24 protein-coding genes are annotated in these 21,083 nt (G+C 36.6%); 2 read left to right on the plus strand and 22 right to left on the minus strand.

Going from position 1 to position 21,083, the window contains the following annotated elements; translation table 11 throughout:
• Nucleotides 1-5 precede the first annotated feature (5 nt).
• The 13 genes from kynU to MKY94_RS17545 form a co-directional block, all read right to left on the minus strand.
• Nucleotides 6-1,277, minus strand: a complete 1,272-nt coding sequence (gene kynU / locus MKY94_RS17485; RefSeq protein WP_342577505.1) for a kynureninase — start codon at nucleotides 1,275-1,277, stop codon at nucleotides 6-8.
• 996 nt (nucleotides 1,278-2,273) lie between these two features.
• Nucleotides 2,274-2,495, minus strand: a complete 222-nt coding sequence (locus MKY94_RS17490) for a transcriptional regulator (RefSeq protein WP_342577506.1) — start codon at nucleotides 2,493-2,495, stop codon at nucleotides 2,274-2,276.
• Nucleotides 2,496-2,626: 131 nt separating this feature from the next.
• Nucleotides 2,627-2,776 (minus strand): hypothetical protein, encoded by a 150-nt coding sequence (locus tag MKY94_RS17495; protein ID WP_191963819.1) that lies wholly within the window; start codon nucleotides 2,774-2,776, stop codon nucleotides 2,627-2,629.
• A gap of 204 nt (nucleotides 2,777-2,980) precedes the next feature.
• Entirely contained in the window at nucleotides 2,981-3,829 is an 849-nt protein-coding gene (locus tag MKY94_RS17500; RefSeq protein WP_151112655.1) for a pentapeptide repeat-containing protein, read from the minus strand.
• Nucleotides 3,830-3,873: 44 nt separating this feature from the next.
• On the minus strand, nucleotides 3,874-4,416 hold the full coding sequence (locus tag MKY94_RS17505) for an SDR family NAD(P)-dependent oxidoreductase (RefSeq protein WP_340844834.1): 543 nt from the start codon (nucleotides 4,414-4,416) through the stop codon (nucleotides 3,874-3,876).
• A 280-nt stretch (nucleotides 4,417-4,696) separates the two neighbouring features.
• Nucleotides 4,697-4,972: a DUF1292 domain-containing protein gene (locus tag MKY94_RS17510; RefSeq protein WP_151112651.1), complete on the minus strand. Its 276-nt coding sequence runs from the start codon at nucleotides 4,970-4,972 to the stop codon at nucleotides 4,697-4,699.
• A 94-nt stretch (nucleotides 4,973-5,066) separates the two neighbouring features.
• Nucleotides 5,067-6,776, minus strand: coding sequence for a phosphoenolpyruvate--protein phosphotransferase (gene ptsP, locus MKY94_RS17515; RefSeq protein ID WP_342577507.1), 1,710 nt, complete (start codon nucleotides 6,774-6,776; stop codon nucleotides 5,067-5,069).
• Complete coding sequence (locus MKY94_RS17520; protein ID WP_342577508.1) at nucleotides 6,764-7,039, minus strand: HPr family phosphocarrier protein; 276 nt, start codon at nucleotides 7,037-7,039, stop codon at nucleotides 6,764-6,766. Before MKY94_RS17520 ends, ptsP begins: the two co-directional genes overlap by 13 nt.
• A 149-nt stretch (nucleotides 7,040-7,188) precedes the next feature.
• A complete protein-coding gene (gene nagE, locus MKY94_RS17525; protein WP_342577509.1) occupies nucleotides 7,189-8,634 on the minus strand; it encodes an N-acetylglucosamine-specific PTS transporter subunit IIBC in 1,446 nt (481 codons plus the stop codon).
• Between the two features lie 108 nt (nucleotides 8,635-8,742).
• The gene (locus MKY94_RS17530; RefSeq protein ID WP_342577510.1) at nucleotides 8,743-9,225 is read right to left on the minus strand and encodes a PTS glucose transporter subunit IIA; all 483 of its coding nucleotides are present in this window, start codon (nucleotides 9,223-9,225) and stop codon (nucleotides 8,743-8,745) included.
• A gap of 204 nt (nucleotides 9,226-9,429) precedes the next feature.
• Nucleotides 9,430-10,065 carry a FusB/FusC family EF-G-binding protein gene (locus MKY94_RS17535; protein ID WP_342577511.1) on the minus strand — a complete coding sequence of 212 codons (636 nt, stop codon included), beginning with the start codon at nucleotides 10,063-10,065 and terminating at the stop codon, nucleotides 9,430-9,432.
• Nucleotides 10,066-10,158: 93 nt separating this feature from the next.
• Nucleotides 10,159-10,917: an HAD family hydrolase gene (locus tag MKY94_RS17540; RefSeq protein ID WP_342577512.1), complete on the minus strand. Its 759-nt coding sequence runs from the start codon at nucleotides 10,915-10,917 to the stop codon at nucleotides 10,159-10,161.
• A gap of 80 nt (nucleotides 10,918-10,997) precedes the next feature.
• The gene (locus MKY94_RS17545) at nucleotides 10,998-13,232 is read right to left on the minus strand and encodes a YcdB/YcdC domain-containing protein (protein ID WP_342577513.1); all 2,235 of its coding nucleotides are present in this window, start codon (nucleotides 13,230-13,232) and stop codon (nucleotides 10,998-11,000) included.
• A gap of 253 nt (nucleotides 13,233-13,485) precedes the next feature.
• Here MKY94_RS17545 and MKY94_RS17550 point away from each other — a divergent pair, with 253 nt between their 5' ends.
• On the plus strand, nucleotides 13,486-13,677 hold the full coding sequence (locus tag MKY94_RS17550; RefSeq protein ID WP_342577514.1) for a hypothetical protein: 192 nt from the start codon (nucleotides 13,486-13,488) through the stop codon (nucleotides 13,675-13,677).
• Here the strand turns inward: MKY94_RS17550 and MKY94_RS17555 are convergent.
• The 5 genes from MKY94_RS17555 to MKY94_RS17575 all read right to left on the minus strand — a co-directional run bounded on the left by MKY94_RS17555 (nucleotide 13,667) and on the right by MKY94_RS17575 (nucleotide 17,333).
• Nucleotides 13,667-14,383 carry a 3-ketoacyl-ACP reductase gene (locus MKY94_RS17555; RefSeq protein ID WP_342577515.1) on the minus strand — a complete coding sequence of 239 codons (717 nt, stop codon included), beginning with the start codon at nucleotides 14,381-14,383 and terminating at the stop codon, nucleotides 13,667-13,669. The genes MKY94_RS17550 and MKY94_RS17555 overlap by 11 nt on opposite strands.
• 68 nt (nucleotides 14,384-14,451) lie before the next feature.
• On the minus strand, nucleotides 14,452-14,976 hold the full coding sequence (locus MKY94_RS17560; RefSeq protein ID WP_144540743.1) for a hypothetical protein: 525 nt from the start codon (nucleotides 14,974-14,976) through the stop codon (nucleotides 14,452-14,454).
• A gap of 61 nt (nucleotides 14,977-15,037) precedes the next feature.
• Nucleotides 15,038-15,526, minus strand: a complete 489-nt coding sequence (locus tag MKY94_RS17565) for an HXXEE domain-containing protein (RefSeq protein WP_151112643.1) — start codon at nucleotides 15,524-15,526, stop codon at nucleotides 15,038-15,040.
• 11 nt (nucleotides 15,527-15,537) lie between these two features.
• Nucleotides 15,538-16,833, minus strand: coding sequence for a DUF4179 domain-containing protein (locus MKY94_RS17570; protein ID WP_144540737.1), 1,296 nt, complete (start codon nucleotides 16,831-16,833; stop codon nucleotides 15,538-15,540).
• A complete protein-coding gene (locus tag MKY94_RS17575) occupies nucleotides 16,833-17,333 on the minus strand; it encodes a sigma-70 family RNA polymerase sigma factor (protein WP_154309913.1) in 501 nt (166 codons plus the stop codon). The genes MKY94_RS17570 and MKY94_RS17575 overlap by 1 nt, the downstream gene beginning before the upstream one ends.
• 181 nt (nucleotides 17,334-17,514) lie before the next feature.
• On the opposite strand from MKY94_RS17575, the gene MKY94_RS17580 reads away from it, so the two are divergent.
• Nucleotides 17,515-18,333, plus strand: coding sequence for a thermonuclease family protein (locus MKY94_RS17580; protein ID WP_191697854.1), 819 nt, complete (start codon nucleotides 17,515-17,517; stop codon nucleotides 18,331-18,333).
• Nucleotides 18,334-18,369: 36 nt separating this feature from the next.
• Here MKY94_RS17580 and MKY94_RS17585 read toward each other — a convergent pair whose 3' ends face one another.
• The 4 genes from MKY94_RS17585 to MKY94_RS17600 all read right to left on the minus strand — a co-directional run bounded on the left by MKY94_RS17585 (nucleotide 18,370) and on the right by MKY94_RS17600 (nucleotide 20,977).
• Nucleotides 18,370-18,738, minus strand: a complete 369-nt coding sequence (locus MKY94_RS17585) for a hypothetical protein (protein ID WP_342577516.1) — start codon at nucleotides 18,736-18,738, stop codon at nucleotides 18,370-18,372.
• A 12-nt stretch (nucleotides 18,739-18,750) separates the two neighbouring features.
• Nucleotides 18,751-19,233 carry a hypothetical protein gene (locus MKY94_RS17590; RefSeq protein WP_144540726.1) on the minus strand — a complete coding sequence of 161 codons (483 nt, stop codon included), beginning with the start codon at nucleotides 19,231-19,233 and terminating at the stop codon, nucleotides 18,751-18,753.
• Nucleotides 19,234-19,390: 157 nt separating this feature from the next.
• Nucleotides 19,391-19,981, minus strand: a complete 591-nt coding sequence (locus MKY94_RS17595; RefSeq protein WP_144540723.1) for a hypothetical protein — start codon at nucleotides 19,979-19,981, stop codon at nucleotides 19,391-19,393.
• Between the two features lie 396 nt (nucleotides 19,982-20,377).
• A complete protein-coding gene (locus tag MKY94_RS17600; protein ID WP_144540720.1) occupies nucleotides 20,378-20,977 on the minus strand; it encodes an NADPH-dependent FMN reductase in 600 nt (199 codons plus the stop codon).
• Nucleotides 20,978-21,083 lie beyond the last annotated feature (106 nt).

The raw sequence follows: 21,083 nt of genomic DNA on the forward strand, positions 1-21,083 counted from the left end.
CCTTCCTAGGCAATTACTTCTCGTTTATTTTCGAATTTCAAATACTCCTCTTTTTCCATAATCTCCTTTAAAAATTGAACGGTCTCCCAGACTTCCTCAAAGGTATTATAGAGAGCAACCGGAGCCAAACGAATGCCATTAGGAGAACGGAAGTCAGGAACTACGCCTTTTTCCTTTAATGCCTTACAAATTCTTGCCGCTTCCTCATGTAATAGAAATAAGTGTCCTCCTCTTCTTTCCTGCTCCAGTGGAGAGACATTCTGAAATGCATATTCACTTAGCAGTTCATCTATTAAACAACGCATATATTCTGTTAGTTTCCATGATTTATCCCTAATTCGTGCTATGCCAGCTTCCTGAAATATTTGAAGAGAACCATACAATGGGGCTGCACTCAAAATATGTGGTGTCCCTATTTGGTATGAGCCGACCTGAGTAGCAGGCGTCATTTTAATGTCTAAGTCAAACTGCTTATCCTTATCTGATCCAAACCAACCAGCAAGTCCTGGGCCAACTCTAAAGTGTTTACGATTAACATATAATCCTCCGACTGACCCTGGTCCTCCATTTAAATGTTTATATGTACACCAAAAGGCAAAATCAACTCCCCATTCATCCATGGTATGTGGAATAGCTCCTATGGAGTGACAAAGATCAAAACCAATTAAAATATCCCTTTTGTGAGCCTCTTCTGTTAACAGCTTCATATTCAATATTTGTCCACTGCGGTAAAGCACACTCGGCAAAACAATCAATGACACGTCCTCTGTCATTGATTGGATAATATCCACTTCCTCCAATAGCATGCCATCTTGGCTTCTTACTATCTTCATATGCTCGCTTGGATCATATCCATGAAGCGCCAGCTGACTACTAACCGCGTATAAATCGGAAGGAAAATTCAATTCATCCACTAATATTTTCGTTCGGTTGCCATGGGGCTTATAAAAGCTAGCTATCAATTGATGAAGGTTTGAGGTGGTAGAACCGGTAATGATGACCTCCTCTTCCATAGCACCAATTAACGGTGAACACATCCCTCCCAGCCTTTCCGCAAAATAATACCAAGGATGCTGCCCCTTCATCCAACCATCAATACCTAAATTCTTCCATGAGTCGAGTAGAGATAATACTGCTGATTCAGCCCTTTTGGAAAGCAGCCCCAATGAATTCCCATCCATATAGACAGTTCCAGAAGGAATATAAAATTCTGTACGGTATGTTTTCAGGGTGTCCTCTTTATCTAGCTTTCTGGCGTACTCTTTTGTGATGTCCATTACACACCCTCCTTTTACCGAATTTTCTATCTACTATAAAAGAATATTATTATATGTATTGATTTATGTCAAAGCAATACCATTACACACGACGACTTCTAAATATATGGGAGGAAAGGAAGGTCGTTAATGAGAAAGGAATAGTAAGTAAATGTTTCAAAAAGAATTTATCAAATAGCATAAAATGATTAATTCTTTAAAATATATAATTTAAAGTAGTACTTTCTATAAGGAAATATCGCAAAATATAAACCAATGTATGGAGTTTATTAAAAAAAGGTCTTTATTCTTTAAAATAATTTAGACAAGTAGTCCTTTGACCTCTATCAACACATTAAAAAATAATAGGATGTGATAGAGGGGGTGAAAATGAATTAACAAGTTCCTTTAATGGAAATGCTGTTAGGATGTGATAATTATCCTTGCTGCTGTTTCAAAGGTAGTCGAGGAACTACTGGCACTTCTGCGGCTACTGATGTTAAGGAAAAAAATGAGGCTGTGTTATTCTACTTTACACATGCTTGCTTATACTCCCGGAACGAACAGTTCCTAATAAGAGGTCTACTTAAGTCTTTCTTACACAACATTAAACAGATTTAAGCAGGCATAGTCTAAAGAGGATAATGCAGAGCTTAATCGGTTAAAGTAAATAAAATTAACCGACTGCAATATTCGTTAATGGAAAACCAATCCCAAAATACTATGAGACACGTAGTACAAGGCAAAATAGCGGTCTGGCAATTGTTTTCTTGAATAGAGGTGCATTAGTAACCTTAAGAAACCATATTTTTGACCTGCCCGTTACACTATCAAACGATGACGGAAATAGACAAACAAACGTAAACGCTTCACTTATATCCAAATATTTACTGAGTGCATTCAATATGCACTCTACTTTTTTAAAGTAAGAACTAGAAATAGGAGCAATTTTTTTAATTGCTCCTATTTCTAGTTTTTGTTTTTTGAAAGCCATTTATACTATCGTTTAAGCATTTCTTATATTACATACTTTTCTTTTTCTGTTAGAGGGACAAATGCCAAAATATTGTTCATTTTGAAGGTTCTCTTTGTTTTTCTTAAGTAGCAATATGCTTGAAATGAATCAGCTTTTATACTTATTACCTTTATTCTTCTTTTGCTAATTTCCCCATTATCCTTTATATAAATCATCTCTACTAATTGATGATATTTTAAAGCTTTTAATACCAAAATACGCAAGCCCGTTTCCTCCTTTTACAACATTGTATGAAACGTACGTTCTATTTATTACTAAAAAAAATATTATATCCTTTGACTTATATAAAAAAAGAACAAATTCTAGTTAGAAAATGTTCCCTTCATTTACCACATTAAGTTATAGGAGATGATTGATCACTTATAATAGTAGGTTCGTGTAAAGCAGCATTATAAGCGATCAGAGTAACGCCAAGCCTTTCTTCCAGTTCACTTAGCTCTTGTAATTGCTCGCTATCTAGTTCCGCAAATTTATAATCTTCCATATGGATCATCCTTTCTTTCTATTTATCATCACCTTTCTTCATTGATTTATGCATCGTATCTTTAGTTTTCTAGCAGCAGCTATTTTTTTATTGGGCTTGTTTGTATATTTATTGATACATCGCAATAAAGCTATATACTTACCCGACAAAATATTAATATGGTGACCCTATCAATCAATCTCAAATTATACTCTTCAAACAATTTTATTTTCTCCAATGAGTAGGAATTTTTAGTCTGTCGGGTAGCTTAGTAGAAATATCTCCGTTTGCCGCATTAATTTGCATTTGAGTGAGGAAGAACGAACCAGTTAAATCGGCTCCACTTAAATCTACATCCCTTAAATCTGCTCCTATCCAATCGACTTCTCGTAAATTTGCTTCCCGTAAGTCAGAAGCAATAAGGTATGCGCCTCTAAAACTGACACCTCTTAAATTCGCTCGCTTAAGCTTAGCCCCAATTAAATCTGCTCCTCTTTTTGAAAGCTGGGAATTTTTTTTATTTTTGCTGCCATTTCTCATTGCTTCATAGCGTATTAATTCACTTGCTTTTATCAAGATTTCATTTACAAGCACCCTATGTAAAGGAATATTCACCGTTAAAAGACTTTCTATTTCCAAGGATGTTAACTCTTCTGTTTTATTTATCAATACTTGGACATCCTTGTGTAAAGAAGATGTTTTATCATAAGAAAGAATTTCCGACAAATATAAAAGCATTTCATGTAGCTGTTGCATAATTGGCAAGGCAAGAAACATCTGATTAGCTATGTTAGGATTATCTCGCCAATCCATTCCTTTAAAGGTCTGCTGAGATACTTTCTGTCCTGCTCCAAGGCATTCAAAAACAGTACAGCCACGATATCCTTTGTTTCTTAACTCACTGTGAATACCACAACGATATTCAGACTGTAAATGCCGACAAGGTCTTCCTCCGTCTTTATTGCAGGCGAAATCAGAGGAAGCCTCAAATGGTAAAGCAACACAGCATAGTCCAAAACAATTTTGACAATCTGGAACTAGGTCTGCTCGTATTTGATTAGAGTTATTAGACATAACACTTCTTCTCTTTCTTCATTGTTTTTTTATGCTTTATATTCTCAGTTCGGCTCTATCTGACCTATTTGAAATGAGCGCTTTTCTCGATCGCTGGTAATCGCTTCTATTACACCTTTCGAAATTTCTGAATGTGTTAGCCATCTGGATGTATTGCCTTCTTGCATAAATCCTAACTGGACTTGATAATATGAGCAATTTTGTGAAATTGGAAGGCCGTTTCTAGTCTCTTCCACATTCGAACTACTCCCTAATATGTGATAGAGCTTCCAGTTGTGCTCCCACTTAGACATTGCTTTTATTAAAGTTGGTAAAGCTTTGCTTGCATATGAATGAACCCATGCAATAACTACATCAATTTCTCCTTTTTCCTTTATAAGCTTTTGTATCTCTTCTTCCCATTGCTGCTCATTGCTATAGTCCACATATAAAGGTGTAATTGTGTGTGCTCCTGAGGATTCCTCTAAAAGTTTTTGCATCTTTGTTTGATTTCTTGCGACCACTGTTACGTTGAATTTTTTTTCTTGAAGTCGTAGAGTTGCTTCTCTTAGCATTCCTGTGCCACCAATTACAAGTGCATGTTTCATCGGTTCTCCTCCTTAAACAATTGAAAATATATACAATTCTATCTTTATTGTATCAAATTGTAAGAAATTACATTTAAGAATTATTTTTCATAATTTCTATTATATAATTTGATTTACGCTTAGGCGGACACTTTCCGTGGGGTTTATGATAAGTTAATCCAATAAGTGAATGAACAATATTTGGATAGAGTATAGTTAATACTGCCATTTGAAAGGCACTATTATCAATAATTTTATAAATAAAAAAACCCCACTGTTTAAGTGGGGGTAGAAAAGAAAATTATTCAGCTTCAGCAGCCATAAATGCCGCAGATACTTTTTCAAATTCCTCGTCGCTTTCAATGTTAGCTAGCTCGTCTTCGCCTTCAATACGTAAGAAAAATACATCGAAATCTTCATCTGTTTCTTTTTGTACTTCATCCGCAAAGCCAACAGCTGCATAAGTATCTCCTTCAATTTCCAACAAACCTAATACCTCAATATCTTGTTCTTGGTCATTTTCATCTATAACAGTAAAAATATCGCCAATCTCAACTTTACCAGTGTTTTCTTCCATTCCAATCTCCTCCTAACAATGATCTAATCTGTTCAAGTTTTCCCACCTGATATTTCATCATTACATATTTAGAGGCAAAAGAAAAGAAGTAAGATTACAGGAGATGTAATTTTACATATTCTGTTACATCCTTATCAGTTGCCAATGTTAATATGTGCTTCATATGCTTCCTTAATTCTTCATGATTCAATTTAGCTATTTGTGACCTAGCTTTCAAAATAGCCGAAGGGTCCATCGACAACTCATCCACACCTAATGCAAGTAAAAGAGGTATAGCAATTTGCTCACCAGCCATTTCTCCACAAACACCTACCGATTTTCCGTTAAGATGTGCTGCCTCTACAACCTTTTGAACTGCTCTTAAAATTGCAGGATGATATGGTTGATATAAATAGGATACTTGTTCATTCAAACGATCCGCCGCAAACATATATTGTATCAAGTCATTTGTTCCGATAGAAAAAAAGTCAGCCTCCAGAGCGAATAAATCCACAATCATTACAGCTGCAGGCGTTTCCACCATCATCCCAACTTCTATTTCTTCCGATACAATAACTCCTGCATTTAAAAGCTTTTCTTTTTCTTCAAATAGAATTGACTTCGCAGTCCTAAACTCCTCCAGTGTGGAAATCATAGGAAACATAATTTTTAACTTTCCGAATTTGCTTGCCCTTAAGAGAGCTCGCAACTGTGTACGAAAAATTGTCTGCCTATCTAGACTAATCCGAATAGCTCGATAACCTAAAAAAGGATTCATTTCATTTGGGAGCTCTAAGTAAGGCAATGCCTTGTCTCCACCAATATCCATTGTTCGAATCACGGTAGGTCTGTATTCCATCTTGGAAATTACAGCTTGATAAGCTTTAAATTGTTCCTCCTCATCTGGTAGTCTATTGCGATTCATGTACATAAATTCGGTGCGAAATAAACCAATACCTTCCCCACCTTCAGAAAGAACTGTTTTTCCATCCTCAGGAGCTCCAATATTTGCAACAAGATGAACCTGATGCCCGTCCATCGTAACACTAGACATGGAAAGATAATTTCTCAACAATTCTTCTCTTTCTTCTAATACCTTTTGTTTAGTAAGATAAAACATTTTTACATCCTCTGGTGGATCGATTATTATTCTTCCCTCTTCACCATCTATAATAAGCAATGTACCATCCTCGATATCTAAGGTCCCTGTTTTTGTACCTACAATTGCTGGAATTCCTAATGAACGAGCCAATATTGCTGAATGAGAAGTAGTGCCCCCAATGTTAGTGATAGTTCCCTTAACATATCGCTTGTTCAATTGAACAGTTACCGAGGGAGTCAAGTCCACTGCTACTATAATTATTTCAGAATCTATCAAGCTCAAATCAGGCAATTTTACTCCTAATAAGTCGGCAAGTAGTCTCTTTGAGACATCCTGAATATCTATAACTCGGTCTTTCATGTAATCATTATCTAGTGCGAGGAACATCGCCCTGTACATGTCTGTAATCTCAGTTAAAGCTGTCTCTGCATTTTTCCCTTCATTGATTTGTTCAATAATAGCAGCAATCCAAACAGGATCCTCTAAAACGAGCTGCTGAGCAGAAAAAATAGTAGCCTTTTCTTCTCCCAAATGTTGACGTGTTGCTGCATATATTAACTGGAGCTGTTCCTTTGTACTAGCAATGCTGTTTTTAAGTCTATTTACCTCTATTTCTGGCTCCTGGATATGGTTTTGATCATAAGAAAGAATCGGTTCTACAAAGCTATACGCCTTTGCAATCGCGACACCAGTTGAAGCTGGAATCCCTTTTAACTCTCGCATACTTCACCAATCCCATGAGAAAGTATGACTTCAGCTAGCTTTTCTAGTGCCTCAGCAGCATCGTCGCCGTCAGCAGAAATAGTAATGATTGAATTTACAGGAATAGATAAGGTCATAACTGAAAGTATTGACTTCAAGCTTACTGACTTACCATTGAAACCCAATTCCATTGATGACCTACAAGACGCAGCACTTGAAACTAATAACGCAGCCGGTCTAGCATGAATACCTTCCTGAGCTGTAATTTTAAAACGCTTTTTCATCGTCTCACCCCCGTTAGGTTTATAGAAAAAAAGAGAGGCAGACCCAAAAGGAAGTCGGCCAGTCTTCAATTTATTACTATGTGAGCTTACTCATCTAGACCCCTAGGTGAATCAACTTCTAATCTACTGGATAAGCCAAATTTCAACCTCTATTTTCGAAGTTTATCTACTTCATCAGCGACAAACTGCACGCTCGTTCCAACAATTACTTGAATGCTTTTCGGACCGACAACATTAATACCATGTATACCTGATGACTTTATTTTCATTTGATCCACTTGGTCCATATCTCTAACTTCAACGCGTAAGCGAGTAGCACAATGCTCTACTGATGATACATTTGACTTGCCACCAAGACCAGCGAATATTTTAGTCGCCATCGTTGCAAATTTATTGTCAGTAGTTGATATTTCCTCAACTTGTTCAACTTCATCATCTTCTCTTCCTGGAGTTTTCAAATTGAATTTGACGATTAAGAAACGGAATAAGAAGTAGTAGATCACCGCAAATACTAGCCCTTGGACAATCAGCATATAAGGTTGATTTGCAATTGGAATGCTCAAGCTTAAGAAATAATCGATAAATCCAGCACTAAATCCAAAGCCTGCTGTCCACTGGAAGGAAGCTGCAATAAATAAAGACAAACCTGTCAAAGCTGCATGAACCACATATAATGCTGGTGCTAAGAACATAAAGGCAAACTCAAGAGGCTCTGTTACGCCTGTAAAGAATGAGGCAAATCCAGCTGCTAGCATTAAAGAGGCAGCTTGTTTTTTACGCTTTGTTTTAGCAGTATGGTACATAGCCAAAGCGGCTGCTGGTAAACCGAACATCATAATTGGGAAGAAGCCCGCTTGATACATCCCTGTTACGCCCTTGACACCAGAGCTCGACCAGAAATTTTTAATGTCACTTATTCCAATCGTATCAAACCAAAAAACAGCGTTTAACGCATGATGTAAGCCGGTTGGGATTAAAAGGCGATTGAAGAATCCATACAGCCCTGCTCCTGCTGCACCTAATCCGCTGATAGTTTCTCCAAATGAAACCAATCCACCGTAAACAATTGGCCAAATAAAGAATAGTGCTACGGAAACAGCAAGCATCACAAACGAAGTAACGATTGGCACCATTCGCTTACCACTGAAGAAAGCAAGGAAGTCCGGCAGCTTTACATGACTGAAGCGATTGAACATAGCTGCAGCTATAATTCCTGAAAGTATCCCTATAAATGCATTATTTACTTTTTCAAATGATGCATCTACCTCGCCTACATCAATTCCTTGGAGCAAGGAAACTGTACCTGGAGATAGCATAGTCGTTACGACTAAAAATGCAACCAAACCACTAAGCGCTGCTGCGCCATCTCTTTCCTTGGAAAGTCCAATTGCAACTCCGACCGCAAACAGGACTGCTAAATTATCTAAAATTGCTCCTCCAGCTTTAATAAGGAAAGCTGCAACTACATTACCACTTCCCCAGCCAGTTGGAGTTGGATCCAGCCAATAACCTACCCCCATCAATATAGCCGCAGCCGGCAATACAGCTACTGGAAGCATTAATGAACGACCGAGCCTTTGAATATAGCTTTTCATTGTTTAACATCTCCTATTCTCCTTATAGATTTAGGGAATCTTTAAAATGATTGCTTAAGCCAAAACAATTAACTTGCTCTCCTCACCTCCAAATTCCTTTTAATTTGTTCATTTGGAGAAAGTGGTCATCAAAACCGTTTTCCCTTGTTCGCAATGTTGTACTTGTTCTAATTGAACAGTCTTTTCTGCACTATTAGTTATGACAAGAGGTGTCACCAGACTGGCAGCATTCTCCTGTAGAAAATCCCAATCCACCTTTAGTAGCAGCTGACCTTTTTCCACCTTATCCCCTGCTTTTACACAAGCAGTAAAGCCTTGTCCCCCTAAGGAAACAGTTTCCAATCCAACATGGATAAGAAGCTCTGTATTATCGCCTGTTCGTAGACCAATAGCATGCTTTGTGTTAGCAAGATGTATAATCGTCCCACTACAAGGAGCAAGAATATTTCCTCCACTTGGCATGATGGCTACTCCATCTCCTAGCATCCTTTGACTAAACACCGGATCTGGAACATCATCTAAAGAAAGTACCTCCCCATCTACAGGGGCGAAGATGTGTAACTTCTGCTTAGAAAAAAACCTATAAAACATACTTTTTATCCCCTTTGCACCTCTTTTATCACACTCAATAATTCCTATACACCATGTATATTGTCTAGTCCCACATTAAAGAACAGAAAAAAGGAGCAGGCAATGAAATTCATGCCAACTCCTAAAAAGAATTATCTTTTCTCTTACTCCTTCATCTAAAAAATGCTCTTTGACAAATTTTCTTCCATCAAAGAGCATTTCAAATTATTTCAAACCACTTAAAAATTCTGTTAGCTTAGAGGCGTCTGTGATATTTTCGTTACATCGTATGCTATCCACGCAAATGGTATTTCCTTGTTTCGTAAATGTTCCTTCATTTCCTTTTTTCGAACTCACCATAAACATAGTGACGTCTTCGAGGTGATTACAAATGGCACAAATTCCTTTCTTCACTTGGTTACCATATGTTCCACGTCTTCCATGTAATTGGCCATCTTTTTCGTATATTATATACTTTCGATTAGTACCATTATCGGTGATACAGAAATAGACTGAACCAATTCTTTCTTCTACGCTTTGTTTAGGGGCCTTTAGTTTTTTATCCTTTGGAAAGAATTTTTTTATCGTATGCTCCGAAACCTCTGGAAAAGGAATTACTAAAGTTCTTAGTTCTTTTAAAAAGGCTTCTAACTGTTCCTTGTTCTCTAGGCCTAAAATTTTATCGATTAATAGCTGCTGTTCTTTGTTTAAATCCGTAAAGGCTTCACTGTTTTTTTCTTGGACAAGCTCCTTTAAAGCTTTGGTAACTGCTTTATCCTTAGTAACTCCAAGCCCATTCACTAACTTTTTTGCTTGTTCCTTTAGGATGTTGTATTGAATCGGTTGAATGAATTGCTCCATATCCCTTACTCCCCACTCTAATTTTCTAATATATAAATTACCAATCTTTGTAAATAAGTGCAATTAATTAATTTTTCTCAAATACAGTGAGGCTTATGTCAAAATATCCAAAAGCTCAGTAATACTAAAAATTACGTGTGTTGGGATAGCTTCGCTTGGGAGAGATATTACATTATTATTTGATTCCTTTGTGAGCTTAACTAGGAGAATATCCTCCATTCCTTTACATCCCGCTCTTGCATTGGACTTAACTTTCTTGAAGTGATTAGGTAGGCTCCTATTGATCCATACAGTCCTTACTCCCATCTTATTTGCTGGAATAATATCGTGATCAATTCGATCTCCTATATGTGCTACAACTGCTTGAAGCTTCTTAAACACCCTTGTATCTGGCTTAGCATAGCCAGCTGTATCAGGGGTAATTATTTTATCAAAACATGCAGTAAGCCCTAAAGCATCCAATACAGGCAGCTGATACTTTAAATAACCATTTGTTATAACTGCCAGTGAATATCCTCTTCGCTTTAACTCCTGCAGAACTTCTATAATTCCTTCTTCTAAGAGATAGATTGATGTTGGCATACAATATTTTTTCACTATCTCTTCCACATTAATCGGGAGGTTCAGGTTTATGCTATTAGTATATGAATTCACAATTTGTTCCCAATCATATGCCTCAACAAATTTCCCCTGGCTCAATAGAGTTTGATGCTCTAGGACAAATGCTTCTACACAATCTCCAGAATCTCTCTTTTTCTCATGGATGATACGCTGTATCTTTGGAAACACATGACTAACAAAAGGGTTTTGCATAATTGTTCCATCCAAATCAAAAGTAATCCATTTATTCATTTTATAACAACCCCAATTGTAAATATTTTAAACCTCTGACCACAATAAAAACCCTCGCTTACACGAGGGCTCGCATTTATTTAATAATTAATATATCTTCCCTTTTTGGCAATCTCATGAGCTAGACGAATAGTAGAAACTGACATTTCCGCATAGGTCACTTCTTGCTTAGGATTAAATTGATTTTTATCTGTTTCAAATAGCCCGTATTTATTTGCTAGAGCGACATATCCAATGTAATCAGGATTTATATTTTTTGTATCAGCGAAGTCTACCTTGTATATATCATAGTGCTTTGCAGCATGCTCTAAGCCGAGTACTCTAATATACCATGTAGAAAGTTCTTCTCTTGTTACTGGTGAGTCTACATCAAATTTTTTGCCTTCTACTTTCAGAATTTCAGAACCAACGGCTCTTTCAATTACTTGATATAACGGATGCTTTGGATCAATATTATCAAATGTTTGCTCCATTGCTTCATTTTCATAATAATATCTTCCCTCATAGAAGTAGGTGAGAGAATTCATCAGAATTTTAAGTGCCTCACCTTTTGAAATAGCAGCATCTCCATTAAAGGTTTTGGCATCCTTCACATCTAAAATCTTCGTGCTAATTAAGTAATTTAGTTCTTCCTCAGCAGTCGGGTGTGAAACAACCACTGAGCTTTGCTCTCCATATAGGCTGCTCCATTTACCGGTCTTAGCATCTAGTGTACTGTAAAGGCTATCGTTGTAGACAGGCACATACAGTAAATCATAATGCTTATTATCCTTCTTTTGCATTTGCTTTGTATAATTTAACTTTACCTTTAAAGAACTACTTAAGATTGCCATTGCCTCTTTCTCAGGAAGTACATCCTTTACAGAAGGCCACTCATCTATTTTTTGTTCATTTACATATAGGCTGCTTAGTGAGCCATCTGCAGAAACACCTACATTAATCATATCTCCGTTTACTAGTATTCCATTTACTACTCGAGGGAAGGAGAAGTTATATGTTCCCATTCCTTCATCATAGTATGGCTCGTCAACTGGCATGCTAAAGTTATGCAAGGAAGAAGGAATCCATTCTTTGATAAAAGCTGTTGCTTTCGCTAAGGCTTCCTTTTGAGAAATTGGCTTTGCTACGGCTTGCTTTTCTCCTAGCTCTTGAAGTAAATATCCCATCATATTATGATATTGAACAATTTCTCCAGTAGCTTTATTAATCTCAATACTAGCACCACTTCCACCATTTTTGTGGTTATACATGTACTGAATGCTGTAAACAGTCTGACCATTATAATTTTCAATTTCATCAATTGATTGGATGCTTAGCTTCAATTTGTCTGATTTATTTTGTAGGAGCTTTTCTGCAACTTTTTTAGCTTCCTCTACCGTTATTCCCTTTTGTTTTGCAGGTAGAGGTTTCTCTACAATCTTTGTAACCTTTGTCTTTGAAGGAAATTTATCTGTCAATCCATTTGCAGTTAACCATTTGCCAGTTGAAGCATGGACCCCAATAAAATTACCCGTTGGTTGATAAATCAGCTTAACCGTGCGCTCTCCTGACTGGTAATCCACATTCACCTGATATTGAAGCTCTACTTTAACATTTTCTTTTAATTTACTTAATATATCCTTTTCAGACTTAATGTTTTTTACTTCGTCAAAAGTGTTCTTTTCTTGTTTGGATGGATATTTGTAAAAATTAGTGATTTGACCATTTCCAAGAATCGTCACTTCCACGCGGTTATCCGATATTGAAATATCATTTTTGGTTTTTGAGAAGGAGAAGGAATAATTAATAGGCTCTGTTAAAATGCGAGTTGGGTAATAATAATTGTTATCACTTTCTAACTTGTATGAGTCTTCCTTCAACAAACTCTTAACGAAGTCTTCTGCTAATTTTCTTGCTTCATCCTTGGAAACCTTCGCTGGAAATAAGGCATCCGATCCAATTGGTGGTGAGTACGAGTAATGTTCGATGTCTAAATTTTCACCAACAAATCCCACGTTGCCATATACTCTTTTTCCTTCAACCGTTTGAGTAAAGCTTAGATTATATCGAGTTGTCTCATCCTCTGGGAAGTAATAGCTGCCACTACTCATTTGAAAGTCACTACTTTTTAATGAATCAAATTGCTTTGGAAAATACGAGCGAAACTTTTTAATCAAATCTTCCTTCGTATAAACAACCTCTGAAGATGCTACCTGAACTAACGGTTTATCCGGCTGCCCCAATCCCGTAGTTGCCGCGCTAGCAGTAGTAGAAAATAATCCAACGGTCAATGCAGATGAAGTCAAGATGATCCCAAGCTTATTTAATTTAACCAAGATTGTCCCCCATTTTGTAATCTCATATTTTTTATCTATCTTCCCTATGCTTGTCTATTAATTTCCCCTATGGAATAGGTTGCTTGAACATAATTTAGCTCTTAAGTCTCCTCCCTTTTATAGAAAAACACAAACCTACTTATTTATATGCTAGATTGAATCAGAATATTCCATATTTATGATTTTTTTTATACATTAATAAAGAAATAGTTTTAATGAAATTCACTTTGAGGGGATTGTAGTAATTCGAGGAGTGATTGTCGTAATCCAAGTAATGATTGTAGTAATTCATTGGCCGATTGTAGTATTTCAAGCCTGTATTGTCGTAATCCATAGAGTGATTGTCGCGATCTATTGGGCGATTGTAGTAATCCATACCAATATTGTCGTAAACAAAAAAGATCGTGATTTTCATCACGATCATCTTTTAATATTTATGGATTAGTTGACCATAATCCAGCTGATTTAAGTAGAATTCTTGGATTCATCTTCAGCTGGGCTACCATGAAGTCAGCAATGTCTTCTGGCTGCATAACTTTTTCTGGATTGCCATCTGTAAGATTTAATTCAACTGCCATATCTGTTGCGACAGTACTTGGTGTCAATGTTACTACACGAATATTTTGCTTTCTTACTTCTAGCATTAATGATTCACTTAGTGCGATAACTGCTGCTTTAGAGGCGCTATAAGCACTTGTGACTGGAGCACCTTTTTGGCCAGCAGTAGAAGAAATATTGATAATATCTCCTGCATTTTTTTCAATCATATCTGGTAATACTGCTCTTGTTACATAGTAAACACCCATGACATTCACTTGAATGATTTTAGCCCAATCTTCTGGGTCTACTTCAAGAAACTTGCCAAACTTTGAAATCCCAGCATTGTTTACTAAAATTTCAATTGGACCTAGCTCGCCACGAATTTTCTCAACTGCAGCATTCACAGATTCCATATTGGAAACGTCTGCAGTAGCTAAAGAAACCTTCACACCGTACGATTGCAATTCACTTGCAACTGCCTCTAAATTTTCTATTGATTTTCCTAAAAGTCCAAGGTTGATCCCCTCTTTAGCGAATGCTAAAGCTGTTGCACGACCGATGCCTCGACCTGCACCAGTAATCAATGCCGTTTTCCCTTTAATTGCTTGCATGCGAATCTCTCCTTATGTACATGTTTTCCTTACACATTTAGCGTACCCTCATTCGGAGAAAAAATAAATTATTTTGCTTTAGATGGCATTTGCTTAGCAGGCGGTTTTATTTCCTTCACGCTTTCAATCAAGGCAAAAATAACGCCTAATATTAACTGAATGAACCCAAAGGACCTTAAGCTTTCATTTTGCAATCCTATAATTGTACTCACCACAATAATCATTCCAAAAATAATCATATATTTGCATATTACTAGTGGCTTAACATTCCATTCCAAAAGCTCGATTTTCAGGATAAAAAAGATAGCTCCAAATAAAAATAGTAAAGAACCTAAGTATATTAAAAGATATTCCCCTAATAAAACTCCGCTTAGCACAATGACTGGCCCCAAAATTAGCATGAATATACGAATTATTTTGGAGTTAACAGGCTTCTTTACTCTCCTTGTTTTCCTCGAGCTAAGTACCATTGCACCTAAAAAAAATAGCCCCACCCCGTAAACCATTAAGAACGAATTATCAAGCATTTCAACCTTTACAGACATCAAAAGAGAACCACACAGCATAGATAAAACTCCTAATAAAAGTGCCATATAACCTCCTGAATATTTTTACCTAATTATCCCATAAAAAGAAACTAAATGGTATTAATTTTTAACTTAGCAAATACTTTGCTATCAATAAGGCTGTAAATGCAAAAGGGGTTTGTAATATAAATCCGAGCATTATATATAGAGGTAATTGTTTTCCCTTAATCATTTTAGTTATTAGCAATACACGAATACTATATACGCAAAACGGTATTAAAAGTATAACCGCAGTAATTAGGCCGGGCACATACCTTTGAAAAAAAATACCTTGAAGTACATGACCAATTCCATTCGCTAAAAAAATTCCTCCAACCATCAGCATTAAAAATGAACTAGGAGCCATCCCTAAAAATCTTTTATTTGCTGCAGTGACTAAACATCCCACAGTAACAATCACCCATAGCAAGCTAAAGGCAAGCGCAAATTCTTCTTCTGTTACTTGAAAGGGAAGTGGCAGAATAAATTTCTCTACTGTCAAAATTTCCTCTACATCATGAAGAAGAAACACGATCGGAAACATCCATAAAAGTTTTTTTATTTTTATATCTTCCATTACTTATCATCCTATTTTATCTTGATGCTTATATCATTCTCCAAATAATTAGGATATCCCTGCAATTCAAAGGTCACTGGATTTTCATACATTCCTTTTTCTAAGGTAAATACTTGAAAATTCTCCGTATCAGAGAATCTATTAGATACGCTTAGCACGATATTCTTTCCATTTGTATCTAATCCATTATTAAAAAGAGTGTGCTTATAATGTATATGTTCATCTAGTCTTACTGCGAATCCTTCTTCGCTTATATTTTCAAGCTGTAACGGATACTGCTCGGACATAGAAACAACCTCTTTTTTTTCAAAATCTATGACGACCTCTCGCTCATCCTTTGGTAAAGCGACTAAATCACCAATGACTAAAAATAACTCTTTTGGTTCCTGAAAATAACTGCTTTCCAAAAAAAACGTTCTTTTCGTATTATCTGCACTGCCAAAACCACTAATGGAAGAAGATCCATTTCCCCACATATCCCCATCTCCATCTTGCAATTCAATGGAAAGGAAATCAAAAATGACCATATCGTTTTGGTTATCTGTTTCTATCTCAATAGCAGCATGCAAGGGTGAAATTTTCACTTGTTCAACCGTAAACTTTTGCCCAGCTACTACCACCTCTTGATTAATATTATATTTCTTTGGTTTTGCTATTTTATTATTTAATGTAAAAGGTATTACAAATTTTAGTTCCTCCTGCCCTATAACGGACACTTCTAATTCAAAGGATGGATTAGAATAATCGATTACACTACTAGGATCAGAAATTCTAATCGTGTTCTTTATTTCATTTATTTGTTCATCTTGCGCAAAATCTGAAGTTACATATACAAGACCCAACTCTTCCTCATTCTGTAGCAGTACAGTCTTACCTAAGCGATAATCATTAACGGATCGAGGAGACTCGAGGGTATAGGAAAGTAACATTCCAGTTTCATCTGCAATGACACCGTCTAATGTAAAGGTAACCTCGTTTTCTGTGTTGGATACACCGATTTCCTCAAAATAGTTATTTTGAACACTGTCTTCTACCCCTCTGTCGTATTCAACAATTGCTACAATAGCACCCAAGCCAGGTATGCTCTCAAACACCTGAGCAAAGGCTGGAGAGATTCGGGTCATAAAGGTAAAGCCAAGGAACAGCACGGCTACTGCTGATAAGCTAAAAACTATTTTTGTTTTGCGTTGTTTTTTTCTCTGGGCTAGCTTGATACCATTCAATATGGCACTTCCAGTAGATTGACTAACCTGGATTACCTCCATCTGCTGATCCATTAATTGCTGTATCTTTTTTATACCGCTCATCAAATATCCCCCCCTCGCTCACCCATAAACACACGAATTTTCTTTAATGTATGGTGTAACCTTGATTTTACTGTCCCCTCTGGAATTTTTAGCCTTCTAGCTATTTCACTAACCTTTAAATCATTAAAGTATTTTAAATGAATAAGCTCTCGCTGTGCAGTTGGCAGGGCTTGAAGTGCTAAATTGAGATCTGGGTTAGAAGTATTTTCTTCTTTCTCTACATATTCATTTAAGGATGCTAGCTTCCCTTGTTTCTTCAATGTATCCATGCAATAATTCAACAGTATTCTTACCAGCCATGTTTGAAAAAAAGATGACTCCTTCACTTGATGACGCTTTGTATAAGCTCGATAAGTCACCTCTTGAAGAGCCTCCAGTACTTCATGCTCATTTTTCAAATAGATGAAGGCTGTTTTATATAAAACATCACGATGTATTTGCATTAGCTGTAAGAAAGCATCGTCATCTCCAGCGATTGCTCTCCTAACTAGGTGCTCCATTTTCGTTCCCCCTCTTTCGTATCTGTTAGACTCTCTCTTTAAAGAAAACGTTCAATGGAAATAAAATATATTTTAAATGGAAAAAAGCTACGTCTAACGTACTGTATTCTTCATTTTCTCTTCCTCTTCCTTTTATTTGTATGTTAAGATAGTGACCGATTGAAAGAGAGAGGTAATTGATATGAAAAAATGGATTATGTATTTGTTGTCCTTAACCATTTTGTTAGGGGCATGCAGCAGTATAGATGAACTAGTGGAAGAAACTCCATTTACAGGACCAACTGAGGAAACTCAACAAACTGAAAAAGAACCAACAAAGGTCACGTCACCAGGTACCATTCACGATATATCTAAATTTGAAGAATTTCCGTTAGTCAGCGTGATTGATGGAGATACGATTAAAATAAAATACAACGGTGCAAATGAAAATGTTCGTTTTTTATTGGTAGACACTCCTGAAACTAATCATCCAAAGCTTGGAGTACAGCCTTTTGGACAGGAGGCAAAGGATTTTACGAAACAGCTACTAGAGGGACAAGATACGGTCTTCTTAGAGTTTGACGTCTCTTATAGAGATAAGTATAATCGTCTCCTCGCCTACATTTACACTGCTGATGGCAAGAGTGTCCAAGAAGAATTATTAAAAGAAGGACTTGCTCGGGTGGCATATATATACGCCCCGAATACAATGCATGTTGACTGGTTCGAATCTATTCAAAAGTCCGCTCAACAACAAGCGGTTGGCATATGGTCTGTCGAGAATTATGTAACAGATAGAGGCTACGATAAAGAGGCGATTGAGGAGTCAGAAAAAGTTACTGAAACAGATTCAACAAAAAACAACGATGCTGATTGTACGATTAAAGGTAATATCAATTCTAAAGGTGAAAAAATCTATCATACACCTGGACAACAATATTACGAAATGACAATTGCTGAAGAGATGTTTTGTAGCAAGGAAGAAGCTGAAGCAGCAGGCTTCCGAGGTACGAAAAGATAACAATATTTTATTTCTTACTAGTTCAAACCAGCCTCATCATTCTGTGATGGGGCTTTCTTCTATATTTAACTCCTTATAAAAAGTATCAACCAATGGAATAATATTAGGTTTGGAATGATAAACTTGGTTTTGGATATTAGATAAGTCTGTATTAAAAACTGTCTTTCCATCATACAAGTAAACAGCGTATCTCCAGCCAACGCTTCCTTCCTGATCTTCATGCGGTATAAATTCAACCTCATTCACTAAATGGAGGAACTCATTGACTTTTTCTTGTTCTTCTATTGTTTTCATTTGTCCAGTACTTCCATCTTCATAAAACGTCTGAAAGGTTTTAGCTTGGAGGGGAGTCTCGACATTACAGCCAGCAAACAATAGAACGACTATTATTAATAAACGCATCATCCAAATGCTCCTTCATTGAAAATCTACATAAAACAAATAGCTACCTCTTCCTTGCTCCCACTCGGCGATTACTTGAAAAGAAGCCCTTCCCTTCAGTTCGCCAGTACTAATTTCGGATAGCTCCCCTTTTAGACCAATTTCTGATTCTAATAGAAAAGCATCAAAGCTTTGAGGAGCGATCTCAAAGGTGAATTCCATTTTTTCTCCCACCTCGACAACAGGTGCTTTCTCTATATTCTTTACACTCGTAGGTTCTATAGCATGGGTCTCTACTGTCATCCAATCACCATTTGAATCTTTGTAACTCCATCCATATCCAGACAGAAAGACTTTAATGGGGATTTCTCCTATAGTGACAGCTAGCTTCGGTGGTTTTTGTCTAATCACAGACTGATCCAATTGTTCTTTTTTCTTTATAGATGCTATCTTCTCCCCTTCTCCGGACCAATAAAACAGATTTAGGACAGCTGTCATCACTAAAAGTGCTACCTTCAAATAATTGTCCCCCCTTTTTGCATTAGTCGTGTATTATATACAAAAGTTACCATAAGATATGTTGAAGATAATGACCTTAAATTGCAAAGAAGTCTGTCCGGTCTATATACAAAGGAACAAACAAATAAAAAGGCAGCCCACATTAAATGGAACTGCCTTATTCTCTGAAAAATTTAATCCACATTGAAAGTAAATAAAAGCCTATAAAAGTGAAGGCTTTGATGGAAAAGATCGAATCATTTATAGTGACTAGCAAAAGCTGAACAACAAATAACAGTGTAAATGCTTCCCTCATCCACTCTGCTTTTTTTCTATGTAAAACAATTTGGATTATGATAATTACTAGAAATAGTATAGCTATTATAATATTTTCGTTTGCTATATTGTTCATGAATTCATAAGTAGCAAAAAATAACAACAGAAAATACGGTACCTCCATATATAGCCGGGGTTTCTTTTTAGCAACAACTATCACATAGATAATTACTGCAAGGATACCAAGAAAATGCCCTTTGGTTCCTCCATTAAAATAAACGATTGATAGCGGCATTTGGCTAACTAACGAAAAGTTAAATAAAATATAGGATAGCTTCCACACAAGAATATAAGTAAAAAATGCATTACTAACCCATTCTCCTACTTTTTCTTTTAAAGCAACTCGATAGAGAAAAGAACTTATAAAGACTGCTCCTATTACAATTATCCATATCGCAGGAATCGTTATTCTCCCAATTTCTAAATAAGACATTTGGAACTCCTTTTGCAAAAATAATACTAGTTTTCTCTACTATGACACATTCTTCTTTTGTTCGCAGTTATTTGTGCTCCACTTATCAATTATCTCATCCACCTGAAGAATTACCTATACTCAAATAAAAGTCATTCTTATCGCTATTTTAAACACAAAAAAATCCACACTTCTATTTTCTAGAAGTGTGGATTTTTTACTGAAAAGCTGCCTCCTCGATTTTTCTCCATTTGCTTGTCGGGGCAGTAATAGGTGCTTGCGCTTTTCTTATTTGTCTAGCGCAAGCGCCTTGCCCCTCGAGGTCAAATGGTTAAAAGCTCCGGTGGCTGAGGAACTGCCTCCTCGCTTTTCTCCATTTGCTTGTCGGGGCAGTAATAGGCGCTTGCGCTTTTCTTATTATCGAATTGTTTTTAGAGCAGTTGCCCAAGGAATAACTTGGTCTAACATTTGATTTACAGAATCTGCTTGAACTGCAGCTGGTTTGAAATCAGTACCATTTTCAAAATCAGTAAATAATGATAAAGCTGGGTGTACGCGAACATCTGCAACTAGTAATTCCCCTAAGATTCCGCGTAAGTGTTCAGCTGCACGAGCTCCACCTACTGAACCGTAAGATACGATACCTGCAGCTTTGTTGTTCCATTCTACACGAAGATAATCTAAAGCATTTTTCAATGCACCAGTAATAGAGTGATTATATTCTTGAACGATGAATACGAATCCGTCACAATCAGCTACTCTTGAAGACCAAGCAGCAGCACCTGAAGCGTCTCCGCCAGCTTCCCCTAATAATGGAAGTTTGAAGTCAGCAATATCAATAATCTCATATTGAGCATCTCCACGTTTGTCTGCTAATTCTTTCACCCAGTTACCTACTTGTGGACTTAAGCGTCCTTCACGAGTTGACCCTAAAATAATACCTATTTTTAACATTTCTTTTCCTCCTATTTCTTTTTCTTTGTTATTTTGTCCAAAAAGTTTATTCCATAAACTCATACTTATTAGCCTCCTAGTTTTAGAACGCCAAATATTCTAACCCTTATATTTCGAATTCGAGATATATATCAAAGTTACCTCAACTTCATATATCTTTAATTCGAGA

The sequence above is a fragment of the Psychrobacillus sp. FSL K6-2843 genome, assembly GCF_038626375.1.
In the GTDB taxonomy this organism is placed as follows: Bacteria; Bacillota; Bacilli; order Bacillales_A; family Planococcaceae; genus Psychrobacillus; species Psychrobacillus faecigallinarum.